The following is an 11,787-nucleotide window of genomic DNA, read 5'->3' on the forward strand; positions in this document are numbered from 1 at the left end:
AAATGTCCTTAAATTATGTATTTTATAGGTACATGAATTGTGAAAGAAGAATAATAATAACAACTAAACTAAATGGGAAAAAATGACTTTTAAATACCCATGGATTTATTTTAAAGAGCTTTTGGTTTATTCCTCTTACACCCAGCCACAAACCAAAAAATGCTTTTATACTAAGGAGAGTTTGAAAGTATGAAAGCGTATTGTTTTCAATCTTTCCGAATATTTGTGTAAACATGTATAAACCGCTTGCAACTGCTACCATTAAAGCATAAGGAACGACTTTTCTTACATGTACCATTATAGCTTCTCTTGCTTTTGCATATTCATCACCACTTAGACCCTGCTGCATTTTAGATAAAAACAAGATATCTATAAATAAAAAACCGCCGTAGATAAAAACTGAAAAAATATGAATTGTATGTATTAGAGTGTAAGTGATAAGAAATCCTTTTTTTGGCAAATTTTAACATAAGTAATTACAAAAGGTATTTGTTTTATATCAATTAATTGTACAATTGTACAATTGAAATTTGGCAGTATTTTAGAAAATAATTAGAGGGATATATGAGTATAGTTCAAAACGATATTAAAAAGTTAGAAACATCAAATTGTGATCAAGATAAAGTTTTCTATCAAGCAATGGAAGAGGTTATTTATTCAATTTCTCCACTCTTAGAATCTGATGAAAAATATAAAAAATATGCTGTTTTAGAGAGACTTGTAGTGCCTGATAGAGTTATAAAATTTAAAGTAACATGGCTTGACGATAACAATAATATTCAAGTGAATACAGGCTACAGAGTTCAATTCAATAATGCACTAGGTCCATATAAAGGCGGTCTTCGTTTTCACCCATCTGTAAATGAGGGTATTTTGAAATTTCTAGGATTTGAGCAAATTTTAAAAAATGCGCTTACAGGTTTACCCATTGGCGGAGCAAAAGGCGGGAGTGATTTTGACCCAAAAGGCAAGAGTGATTTTGAGATAATGAAATTCTGTTCTGCATTCATGACTGAGCTTCATAAATACATTGGTCCTCGTATTGATGTTCCTGCCGGAGATATCGGCGTAGGTTCACGTGAGATAGGATATCTTTTTGGCGAATATAAAAAAATTACATCATCTTATGACGGTGTTTTAACCGGTAAGCCTTATATGTTCGGCGGTTCTCTTATGAGACCCGAAGCAACCGGATACGGAGTTGTTTATTTTACGCAGACGATGCTTGATATGGAAAATAAAGAGAGTCTAGTCGGCAAAATATGTACAGTTAGCGGTGCCGGAAATGTAGCACTACATGTAATAGAAAAACTTTTGCATATAGGAGCAATACCGGTTTCTTGTAGTGATTCTCAAGGTACGATATATGATTCAAGAGGAGTTGATTTAGAACTCTTAAAAGAGTTAAAGCTGGAAAAAAGAGTATCTCTTGAAAGGTATATAGAGGTGCATACGGAGGCTAAATATATTCCTGTTTCAGATTATAACCAAGGTGAACATGCCGTTTGGAATATTCAGTGTTATGCTGCGTTTCCGTGTGCAACACAAAATGAACTCACAGAACTTGATGCATTAAATTTAATTGCAAACGGGTGTACCTGTGTAAGCGAAGGAGCAAATATGCCATCTACTCCGGAAGCAATAGATGTTTTTTTAAATCATCAAGTATGTTTTGCTCCTGCAAAAGCGGCAAACGCAGGCGGAGTTGCGGTAAGCGAATTTGAAATGAGTCAAAATGCTTCAATGCAGAGATGGAGTTTTGAAAAGGTTGACTCAAAATTAAAAAATATTATGCAGCAGATTTGTAAAAGAGTAGTTCTGGCGGCAAGAGATTACGGAGTCGAAGGAAATTATGTTGACGGAGCAAATATAGCCGGATTTAAAAAGGTTGCGGATGCAATGATTGCCGAGGGAATTTAGTCTATAACCGTATATTCAGACTTTTTTGATAAAATCTCGTACAAGAAATTTATACTCAAAGAAAAAGATTATGCAAAATACAAAAGCAAGAGCAAATATCTATGCATTAATATCTCGTGTTTTACTCCAAGAGCTAGATGAAGATATATTAAGTACAATTAAAAATGATGAAAATATATTAGATTTTTTCCCTACTTTAAAAGAGTGGAAACCATTTGATGAAGTTAAAAATAGTAAGCTTTTAGAGGAGTATTTTAATCCTGATTTTGTAAATCTATCGCTTTTACACCTTATTCCTTATGAGACATTTTATACAAGAGAAGACCAAAAGATTGAAACCGGCGGCGCAAATCCCGTAACTGATATGTACAGCACATATAATTTTATGGTTGACTATGAGGTTGCACGTACTGTTTCGGCAGATCATATAGGTGTAGAGCTTGAGTTTATGCATCATCTTGTAGAGGCTGAGTTAAGGGCTTTAGAAGATGATAATATAAGTGCTATAAAAGACCTTAGAGAGGTTCAGAGAGAGTTTTTAAATAAACATCTTTTAAAATGGGCGCCAATGTATCTGATTAATGTTAAATATGAAGCAAGAACACCTCTTTATTATGATGCTGCAGATTTGGCTTTAGAGTTTATTCTTAGTGATAACGAGTATCTAAACAAGGAATTAAATATATAGATGATACAGCTAAAGGCTAGCCGTTGTGTTCGTCTGCTCTCAAAAGAGAGTGAATGTAACAGATGTGAAGTTATTTGCCCTACAGAGGCTATAGTAATAGGTGCCAATCCTCTTCCTAGTATCAACTTTTCTGCATGTGTAGAGTGTGGGGCATGTGATGCCATCTGCCCAAACGAAGCTCTCTCTTTGGATGATTTTAATACGACAAACTTCTTTTTTAGTTTTATGGAAGATGAAGAAAGCCTTATCTCATGTAGAAAAAATGTTCCTTGTATAGCAGCTTTAAATATAGAAAACATTATCTCTATTGCTCTATTGAAAAAGGAGATAGTTTTTGATATGGGGCATTGTGACGAGTGTCATATAGCGCATAAATGCAGACCTCAAATAGAAAAAAACTATGAAGAGGCGTCTTATATACTAAAGGCAATGGAGAGTGAAGCCAAAATAAGAGTAGAAAATGTCAAATACGAGAGCAAGGCTGAAGTAAAAGAGAGCAACCGAAGAGATTTTTTTAGTAAAGTAAATCTTAAAAATGTTGTAAAAACAAAGATGGAGTTTGAAAAAGAGATTCAAAAAGCTACAGATGAGCTGGTTGAACATACTTTGCAAAAAAGTGATATAGCGCTTTTAAAGCAAAAGCGTATAACGGATAGAAGAAAACTCTTTTTTACGGCAATTAAAAGAGTTAAAAAACCTTCAATATATCATGTAATTGAGGCAGACGAGTTGTCATTTACTTCTATGAAACTCTTAGATGATGCTACATGTACTGCATGTCAGATGTGTTACAGGGTCTGTCCAAGCGGAGCACTTAGTTCAGATATTAAAAACTCAAAGATTGATTTTGACCCGTTTTTGTGTATAAAGTGCCATATATGTCATGATGTATGTGAACCAAATGCTATTACATTTTCACCATCATACGCAGTTAAAGAGTTTTTTGAGCCTGAGGTTCATAACTTGATAAAATTCAGTGTAAAAAGATGTGACGAGTGCAATGTTATTTTTAGTACAAACGGCAGTGAGAGGCTCTGCTACAGATGTAAGGCGGAAGATGAAGAAGCTAAAGAATTATGGGGGATAGTCGGACAATGATGAATAGTGCAAATGAGATTTCTCATCATACTAAACTTTATGGTTTTATAGGCGAATATGCCGCTCAGAACAGCATAAGTGCCGCTATAAACAGGCTCTTTAAGGCTAATAATAAAAATGCAATGATTATTCCTATGAATATTCGCGAGGATGATTTTTACTATACAATTTCAAATATGAAAAAGTCACATGTAAACGGTGCTTTGATATCAAATGAATACACCAAAAGTGTCGTAGAGATTCTCGATAGTGCTAGTGAAGTTGTTAAAAAATCTGGAATGTGTGATATATTGATAAGAGACAAAGATAAGCTTGTCGGGGATATTTTTAGTATCGGTGTGTTGGTTAAATATCTAAAGGATAAAAACTGCAAAAAAGTAGCACTTATTGGAATAGGTTCAAGGGCTAAAGCATTTTGTTATTTAGCAGATGGTTTTGAGATAAGCTATTTTTACGACGATTTAGAAAAGCTGATGGAATTTTCAACAAAAATGCAGATACCAAATGCGGATATCAACCGTATTGCAGAGTCGATGGAAGTTGATTTTTCCAGTTTTGATGCCGTTATAGATTTTTCAGATTTTGATACGCTGCATACGGTAAAAAAGCTCGGTAAAATAAACATTGACATGAAAAATAAAAAAGAGTTTTCGGCACTAAAAATAAGAGCGGTTGAACTTGAAGAAAACTACATAGGTTTTGATGACATGTTAGATGAACTAGGAAGCGGAGCCTTTGAGTTTTTAAAAGAGAAAAAGCATCTTGAGGATGATAAAAGCGATATGAAATTTTAATATAGGAATATAAGTATGAACCAACACGATTTAAGTGATTTAAGAGCAGAATTTGATAAATTTGTAAAAGATAAATGCTCGATTGATCCGGAGGATATGACGCAACAAAATCCAGATGGCGGAGACAAAGAAGACGAAGAACCGGTACCGCAATTTGTAGATGCACTTACGCATAAACTTTTAGCTCCGGCAATAAGCGGAGTATATCTATCAAGACTGGATATAAAGAGAATTGCAGAGGCTATAGATGAGTCTCTTCCTATTAAAGAGCGTATAAAGATGGTTAGAGCTCTTTTTAGACATACAAACTCTAAAGAGTATCTAAAAAATGCTTTTACGGAGATAGAAAAACATATAAACGGGCGTATTTTGATTTATCAAGAACTTAGTGAAGCTTTCCCTGCTTCAAAAACTATTTTTGATGAAAATATTGTAAAAGCTAAAAAAACTATAAAGATGTTTGAGCAGATTATAGAAGATTTTGAAGAGATCGAGCCGACCGACGACCCGCTATTTATTTAACTAAGTCACTAGAATTAAAATAGCAAAGCATTTGCTTCGTTATTGCGTTCGTCAGATACTACAGTATCCTTCCTTGCGCACGCCTTGCAACTGCATCACTCTTTTAATTCATACAAGAGTTCTTTGATTTTTTGAAAAAACTAAAAAACTAAAATATATCTTGAACCTGCAACCAACCCTGCCAAATAAGAGCACTTAGAATTCCAGCAACAAATCCTGCGACAATATCATCACCCATAACACCGATGCCGCCTTTTGCTTCACGGTCTAGTCTGCCGATAATAGATGGTTTTGTAATATCAAAATATCTAAAAAGCACAAAAGAGAGCAGACTTTGAATTAAGAATCCATTTTGTAAATCTGCTATTTCATTAAAACCGATACTAATTGCAGGTGCAACGCTTAGTGCAAACCACATTCCTGCAAGCTCATCTATAACAATGCGTTTATCGTCATGTATGCCGCTTTTTACTTCATATTTGTTTATCTCTTTTATGGCAATTATAGTGATAAGAAGAGCCGATAAAAAAAGAGTTTGAGCATCAAAATATATAAGTATAAGCATCCCAATAGGAAGAGAAACAAGCGTCCCTACCGTTCCTGGAGCTTTTGGAGCTAATCCGCTGTAACCTAGTGTTATAAAAAACCAGTTCATTTATTTCCTAAGTAAGAGATGTTGTTTGATATAGTTTCATCAACTCTAAGTAAAAATCATTTTCAGTATGCTCTTCTAAAAGACCCTCTGTCGGAAGTATATCATAGTAGAGTTTCTCTAAATTTTGAAATCTGTTTGGATGAAGTTTTGAGAGAATTACTGCTGAAATCTCTTTTCTCATAAGTATGGTAGGAGGCAAAATACCAAGCTCTAATAGTTCTAAAATAGAGGTAGAGTGATAAGATATCTGATGATGTTGACCGTGAGGACATGTATTTTTACTAACAAGCGTTGTACATTTATCGCAGTAAACATATTCGCTTGCAACGGTAATCTCTATATCTATGCCTATTACTTTGTCAATTATGGATTTGTTGGAGTTACAGTCATAAAACATTCCAAGTCCTGCATGATTTCGCCCGATTGTCAATTTATCGCAGCCGTAATTTTTTGCAACAATAGCATCTAAAATTATCTCATTATATCCTGCAAAAATATAACTGTTTTCAAGCGGAACGATAATGACATGATTTTTTGTTAAAAAATTATTTATAAAAAAGTCAAGAGCTTTTTTTCTTATTTTGTATTCCAAATTTGATTTTGTATATGGCTTTAGAAGAAAAATCACAAGTAAATCAGTATTTTCAAGAGTTTGGCGAATCAACCTTTCATGTGCGCGGTGCAGAGGATTTGCAGCCATAACAAGTGCTGTGGTATGTTTTGCGTCAATTAATTTTTTGGCATCTTCAATTGTTTGTTTGTTTGTATTGCTTGATTTATTTATAAGAGTATATTCTCCGCTTACCGCCAAAGAACCCAGTCTTTTAAGCGTTGCCATAACACCTGGATGAGAGATATCATCTGTACCATATATCTGTTTTACCCTATCGCTTGGGTCAATGTGAAAAACTTCGTCAACTATCAAAGAAGCAAAAGGTTTCTCATCATAAAGAATTGTAAGTTCTTCACCAGTTTTTAATGAGCTTAAAACCTCTGCATTCATTTTTCCAGATGGTGCTAAAATAAAAGGAAACGGAAATGATTTACCGTCAATAATGCCTGTTTTTAAAATATCTTTGCTTTGTTGCTCGTTCATCAAGGACTCAACAGGCGAAAGCAGACCGTCTTTAAGAAGCTCTAATGCCGATGCAGCTTCCTTATCTATCAATAACGTTTTATTTTTTCTTAACAATGTCATACTTCTTTCGCTTTTCCCATAAGCTTTTGCGACTAATACCGAGTTTTTTAGATAGTTCCGTATCAGGAAATTTATGTTGATAATTTAAAACTATATATTTTACATAGTCTTCTATAGGAAGAATTTCTCCCTGATCAAAAATATTGCTTTCGCTTTTAATCTCTATAATATCATATTCGTCATCTTCTATCTTATCGGTGCTTGAAATTATCGCTCTTTTCTTTTCTATAGCTGCATAAAGAGCTTTTCTATCACTTTTTTTAATGGTTTGAAAATCAATAATATAGATTATAGAATTTCCGGTAATTGACTCTATTTCGTTTAGTGCTTTTGAATCGCTAAGTGTTATAAAATGCAACGGCAAGTTTTTCTTTTTTGCATATTCAAAAGCAAAAGAGTCTGCATGTTTTTGATATGCCGATGATATAAAAAGAGGAAGTTCTAAATTGTCAAAGTTATGTTCATTGGAAAGTGAAGAGAAGGTGTGTGTCAAATATTTGTCATAAGCTTCATTTCTTTTTTTAAGTTTCTCATAATCTTGATAGTGATTTATCTTTCTAATCAACTCTTCAATCATAAAGGGCTTTAGTATATAATCTTTAGCTCCTGCCGAGAGAGGTTTAGATACTGTATCGTTGCTAATATAAGAGACCATTAAAATAATAATAGACTTTTTAAATGTATCAATTACCGGATTGAAATCTTGACCGTTAATATTTGTAGAGAGTAAAACGACATCATAGTTGTTACTTTTAATAGCATCTCTTGTTGATGTACACATCTCGCAAACATGACCTAATTCGCTTAGTTTTGTAGCTATGCTTTGCGCTAAATAAACCTCATTTTCTATAATCAGTATCTTCAAATTTTTGTCCAATCAAAATATTTTAAATTTGCGTTTGCTATTACTCCGACCCCTTCGCCCCGACCTATAAAACCGAGTTTTTCAGTTGTTGTAGCTTTTATGTTTACTCTTGAACTCTCTATCTCTAATATATCACTAAGAGTCTTTCTCATAAGCAGTTTATAGTTTCCTATCCTTGGTTTTTCGGCGGCTATGGTTAAATCTACATTAACGATTACAAATCCAAAATTGTGAAGTTTTGTTACAACTGTTTTTAGTAGTTTTTTTGAGTCTATATCTTTGTACATGTCATCATTATCAGGAAAAAGCATTCCGATATCTCCCATTCCTGCAGCACCCAAAAGAGCATCAATAAGCGCGTGAATTGCAACATCGCCGTCGCTATGAGCTTTAAATCCGTAATCAGAATCTATCTTTATGCCGCCTAAATACATGTCGCCTTTATCATCAAAGGCATGAACGTCAAATCCGCTTCCGCTAAGAGTGTCATTTGATGGTGCTTCAAGGCAATTCAACTCTTTTAAGTCATGCAGATGAGTTATTTTATGAGCATCTTTTTGACCCGGTATAAACATTCTTGAGCCGCCGTTTGCTACAATCGCACTGCTTTCATCAGTAAATTCCTCTTTTTGTTCAAGCGCAGATTTGAGCGCAGATGTAAGAGAAAGTTGCGGTGTTTGAACTATCTTTATCTTATCTCTCTCGACGGTTCTATCTTCATAAACTACCGTATCGCTTACGTTTAAGTATGGAACGATGCAGTCACTTTGCCCTATATGAGAGATAATATGACTTAAAAACTCTTTGCTAATGCAAGAACGCGCGATATCGCTTACAAGTACATACGGCGTATCTACTTCTTTAAGGGAATTGTATAAAGACTCTTGTCTTGAGGCACCGCCTTTGATGAAAGTAAAATCCGCATAATTTTTCATAAACTCTATATCATCAAAAGATGAAGTTATAATAATTTTGTCAAAATATCTCGTTTTTTTGCATTTTTGTGCTACAAACTGCCATAAAGGCAGATTTCCAATCCTAAGCCACTGCTTCTTGACATCTAGTCCAAAACGCGATGAACTGCCCGCAGCAAGTAAAATAAGTGTCAGATTAGACAATCAAGCTCCTAGAATTAAAAGTGTTACGAAATTATACACACCAAAAGCTTTTTTTTATCTTGAAAAAGTAGATTATTTTCATAAATATTCAAATAATTTATAAATTATTAAATCAAATAAGCAACTTAATATTATATTAACTTTATTTGATTATATTTCCAGTACTTGATATATATTATATATAATTTTTATAGGAGAAAGTAATGAGAACTTCATGGATGCAAAAACGCCAAGATGACCCCGTTAAAACACAAATGTATTATGCAAAAAAAGGCATAATTACAGAGGAAATGGAGTATGTGGCAAAGATAGAAGATTTGTCTCCTGAGTTGGTTCGCAGTGAAATTGCAAGAGGAAGGCTAATAATTCCTGCAAACGTAAATCATACATCATTAGAACCAATGGCAATCGGAATTGCCGCAAAATGCAAAATTAATGCGAATATCGGGTCTTCTGCTATTGCTTCTGATGTTCAAGGTGAAGTTGAAAAAATGCAGGTATCGCAACATTACAAGGCAGATACTGCAATGGATTTATCAACAGGCGGTGATTTGGATGAGATTAGAAAAGCTGTAGTCGCATCATCGAAGATACCTATAGGAACCGTTCCAATCTATCAAATTCTACATGATGTCGGAAATAAGATAGAAGATTTGAGTATAGAGGTTATGCTTGAGGTACTAGAGCGTCAGGCAAAGCAGGGCGTTAGTTATTTTACAATTCATGCGGGGTTTTTACTTGAGACCATGCCTAAAATTGCAAAGAGAAAGATGGGAATAGTAAGCCGCGGCGGGAGTCTTATGGCTGCATGGATGATGCACTACCATAGAGAAAATCCATTTTACACTGCGTATGATGAAATATTAGATATTTGTGCAAAATATGATGTTGCTCTCTCTTTAGGCGATTCTCTTCGTCCCGGTTGTTTAGCGGATGCAAGTGACGATGCACAGCTAGGAGAGCTTAAAGTTTTAGGTGATTTAACGCTTCGTGCTTGGGAGAAAAATGTTCAAGTTATGATTGAAGGACCGGGGCATGTACCTCTAAATCAGGTAGAACGCAATATGAAGCTTCAACGTGAGCTTTGTCATGAAGCGCCTTTTTATATATTGGGACCTTTGGTAACAGATATTGCAGCTGGATATGATCATATAAGCTCTGCAATCGGTGCGGCAGTTGGCGGTTGGCATGGAGCTAGTATGCTTTGTTACGTAACACCAAAAGAACATTTGGGACTTCCAAATGCGAATGATGTTCGTGAAGGAATTATCGCTTATAAAATTGCGGCGCATGCAGCAGATATTGCCAGAGGGCGAAAAGGTGCGCGAGATATTGACGATGAGATGAGCGATGCTAGATATGCTTTTAACTGGGAGAGACAGTTTGAATTGGCACTTGATGGAGAGAGAGCTCGTGAATATCATGATGAGACACTTCCTCAAGATGTTTTTAAAGAGGCTGAGTTTTGTTCGATGTGCGGACCGAAATTTTGTTCATACAAGATAACTCAAACAATTATGGATAATCCGGAAGCAATTGAGCAAATTGCAAGAGAAGCTAAAGAAAAAGAAGCACGGACGGCTTAAAAAAAACAATTAATTGATATAGGATAATTTTTGTCTTATTTAATTGTGATATGCTTTCATCTTAAAAATATAGCATTACGGAAGCAAAATATTCTGCTTAGAAAGAAGCCAGCTTTTCTAAAGAAACTTCGTTTTGTACCATAGCGGTTAGCGGAGCTATTTTGGCTTTGCTAAGATGGAATTATAAAATTAATAAAAAGGAATAGATTAGAATGACTAAAGATATTGTAAATTCAGCACTATCAAAAGTTTTGTATCCGGGTTTTACTAAGGATATTGTAACTTTTGGTTTTGTTAATAGTATAGAGGTTAACGGTAGTGATGTTAGTTTTAACGTAGAGATTACTTCAAGCGCTCCTGAAGTTGCACAGCAAATCAAAGATGATGCAACTCGTGAGCTTAAAGCAGTAGGTGCGGCTAATATTACCGTAAATATTAAAGCTCCAAAAATGCCTGAAGCTCCAAAACCAAAGAGTAAAAATATTGCACCGCATATAAAAAACTTTTTGATGGTAAGTTCAGGAAAAGGCGGAGTCGGTAAATCTACAACATCTGTAAATATCGCTATTGCACTTGCCGCTCAAGGTAAAAAAGTAGGACTTTTGGATGCAGATATTTACGGTCCAAACATCCCTCGTATGATGGGTATTGCAGATTTAAAGCCTGAAGTTACAGGAAATAAAGTTCTTCCTATGAAAGCTTACGGTATTGAGGTTATGTCAATGGGCTCACTGATGGAACCGGGCCAGTCGCTTATGTGGCGCGGTGCTATGATTATGAAAGCAATTGAACAGTTCTTAAGAGATATTCTTTGGAGCGATTTGGATGTTTTGGTTATCGATATGCCTCCGGGAACGGGTGATGCACAACTTACTTTAGCTCAAAGTGTTCCTGTAACAGCAGGTCTTACCGTTACAACGCCTCAAAGTGTTTCTCTTGATGACTCTCGTCGTTCACTTGATATGTTTAGAAAGTTAAATATTCCAATTGCAGGAATCGTTGAAAACATGAGCGGATTTATCGCTCCGGACACCGGTGTAGAGTATGATATCTTTGGAAAAGGCACATCAGGACCTATGGCTAAAGAGTTTGATACAGAGATAATTGCTGAGATTCCTATCGAGCCGAGTATTAGAACAGGTGGAGATGAAGGTAAACCAATTACTTTTGTAAATCCGACTAGTGAGAGCGCAAAACGTTATATGAAAGCAGCAGAATCTATCTGGGCTACTATTGAAGCAGTAAATGCAAAAGGCGGAGCAAGTAATGAGAGTGTTCAGCCAACGACACCTCCAGGCGTATCTGCTTGCAGTACAAAACACTAGGTATATAAATATTAGATT

General features: G+C 35.1%; 12 protein-coding genes. 7 read left to right on the forward strand and 5 right to left on the reverse strand.

Annotated features, from left to right (window positions below; all coding sequences use genetic code 11):
- Positions 1-22: 22 nt before the first annotated feature.
- Positions 23-460 (reverse strand): hypothetical protein, encoded by a 438-nt coding sequence (locus tag A2530_RS03290; protein WP_294885682.1) that lies wholly within the window; start codon positions 458-460, stop codon positions 23-25.
- Between the two features lie 104 nt (positions 461-564).
- Here A2530_RS03290 and gdhA point away from each other — a divergent pair, with 104 nt between their 5' ends.
- The 5 genes from gdhA (at position 565) to A2530_RS03315 (ending at position 5,022) form a co-directional block, all read left to right on the forward strand.
- Entirely contained in the window at positions 565-1,920 is a 1,356-nt protein-coding gene (gene gdhA / locus A2530_RS03295; RefSeq protein ID WP_294885683.1) for an NADP-specific glutamate dehydrogenase, read from the forward strand.
- Positions 1,921-1,990: 70 nt separating this feature from the next.
- A complete protein-coding gene (locus A2530_RS03300; RefSeq protein WP_294885684.1) occupies positions 1,991-2,608 on the forward strand; it encodes a molecular chaperone in 618 nt (205 codons plus the stop codon).
- Positions 2,609-3,706, forward strand: coding sequence for a 4Fe-4S binding protein (locus A2530_RS03305; protein WP_294885685.1), 1,098 nt, complete (start codon positions 2,609-2,611; stop codon positions 3,704-3,706). It abuts the gene before it with no gap.
- Complete coding sequence (locus A2530_RS03310) at positions 3,703-4,500, forward strand: hypothetical protein (protein WP_294885687.1); 798 nt, start codon at positions 3,703-3,705, stop codon at positions 4,498-4,500. The genes A2530_RS03305 and A2530_RS03310 overlap by 4 nt, the downstream gene beginning before the upstream one ends.
- A 15-nt stretch (positions 4,501-4,515) precedes the next feature.
- On the forward strand, positions 4,516-5,022 hold the full coding sequence (locus A2530_RS03315) for a hypothetical protein (RefSeq protein WP_294885689.1): 507 nt from the start codon (positions 4,516-4,518) through the stop codon (positions 5,020-5,022).
- A 148-nt stretch (positions 5,023-5,170) separates the two neighbouring features.
- Here the strand turns inward: A2530_RS03315 and A2530_RS03320 are convergent, their stop codons facing one another.
- From A2530_RS03320 to A2530_RS03335, 4 genes are read right to left on the reverse strand one after another with little or no spacing between them, the layout of a single operon-like run.
- A complete protein-coding gene (locus A2530_RS03320) occupies positions 5,171-5,677 on the reverse strand; it encodes a phosphatidylglycerophosphatase A (protein WP_294885690.1) in 507 nt (168 codons plus the stop codon).
- Positions 5,678-5,684: 7 nt separating this feature from the next.
- A complete protein-coding gene (locus tag A2530_RS03325; protein ID WP_294885692.1) occupies positions 5,685-6,875 on the reverse strand; it encodes a sulfate adenylyltransferase in 1,191 nt (396 codons plus the stop codon).
- The gene (locus tag A2530_RS03330) at positions 6,853-7,740 is read right to left on the reverse strand and encodes a response regulator (protein ID WP_294885694.1); all 888 of its coding nucleotides are present in this window, start codon (positions 7,738-7,740) and stop codon (positions 6,853-6,855) included. Before A2530_RS03330 ends, A2530_RS03325 begins: the two co-directional genes overlap by 23 nt.
- On the reverse strand, positions 7,737-8,858 hold the full coding sequence (locus A2530_RS03335; protein WP_294885696.1) for a bifunctional 2-C-methyl-D-erythritol 4-phosphate cytidylyltransferase/2-C-methyl-D-erythritol 2,4-cyclodiphosphate synthase: 1,122 nt from the start codon (positions 8,856-8,858) through the stop codon (positions 7,737-7,739). The genes A2530_RS03330 and A2530_RS03335 overlap by 4 nt, the downstream gene beginning before the upstream one ends.
- A gap of 203 nt (positions 8,859-9,061) precedes the next feature.
- On the opposite strand from A2530_RS03335, the gene thiC reads away from it, so the two are divergent.
- Complete coding sequence (gene thiC / locus A2530_RS03340; protein ID WP_294885697.1) at positions 9,062-10,444, forward strand: phosphomethylpyrimidine synthase ThiC; 1,383 nt, start codon at positions 9,062-9,064, stop codon at positions 10,442-10,444.
- Positions 10,445-10,656: 212 nt separating this feature from the next.
- Complete coding sequence (locus tag A2530_RS03345) at positions 10,657-11,769, forward strand: Mrp/NBP35 family ATP-binding protein (RefSeq protein WP_294885699.1); 1,113 nt, start codon at positions 10,657-10,659, stop codon at positions 11,767-11,769.
- Positions 11,770-11,787 lie beyond the last annotated feature (18 nt).

Origin of the sequence: Sulfurimonas sp. RIFOXYD2_FULL_34_21 (genome assembly GCF_001830805.1) — a bacterium.
GTDB lineage: Bacteria > Campylobacterota > Campylobacteria > Campylobacterales > Sulfurimonadaceae > Sulfurimonas.

Excerpts from the sequence above, each read along its gene's own strand:
- A2530_RS03345 (WP_294885699.1), top strand. The coding sequence starts at position 10,657 with ATGACTAAAGATATTGTAAATTCAGCACTATCAAAAGTTTTGTATCCG.
- A2530_RS03310 (WP_294885687.1), top strand. The coding sequence starts at position 3,703 with ATGATGAATAGTGCAAATGAGATTTCTCATCATACTAAACTTTATGGT.
- A2530_RS03325 (WP_294885692.1), bottom strand. The coding sequence starts at position 6,875 with ATGACATTGTTAAGAAAAAATAAAACGTTATTGATAGATAAGGAAGCT.
- A2530_RS03300 (WP_294885684.1), top strand. The coding sequence starts at position 1,991 with ATGCAAAATACAAAAGCAAGAGCAAATATCTATGCATTAATATCTCGT.
- A2530_RS03320 (WP_294885690.1), bottom strand. The coding sequence starts at position 5,677 with ATGAACTGGTTTTTTATAACACTAGGTTACAGCGGATTAGCTCCAAAA.
- gdhA (WP_294885683.1), top strand. The coding sequence starts at position 565 with ATGAGTATAGTTCAAAACGATATTAAAAAGTTAGAAACATCAAATTGT.
- A2530_RS03305 (WP_294885685.1), top strand. The coding sequence starts at position 2,609 with ATGATACAGCTAAAGGCTAGCCGTTGTGTTCGTCTGCTCTCAAAAGAG.
- A2530_RS03315 (WP_294885689.1), top strand. The coding sequence starts at position 4,516 with ATGAACCAACACGATTTAAGTGATTTAAGAGCAGAATTTGATAAATTT.
- thiC (WP_294885697.1), top strand. The coding sequence starts at position 9,062 with ATGAGAACTTCATGGATGCAAAAACGCCAAGATGACCCCGTTAAAACA.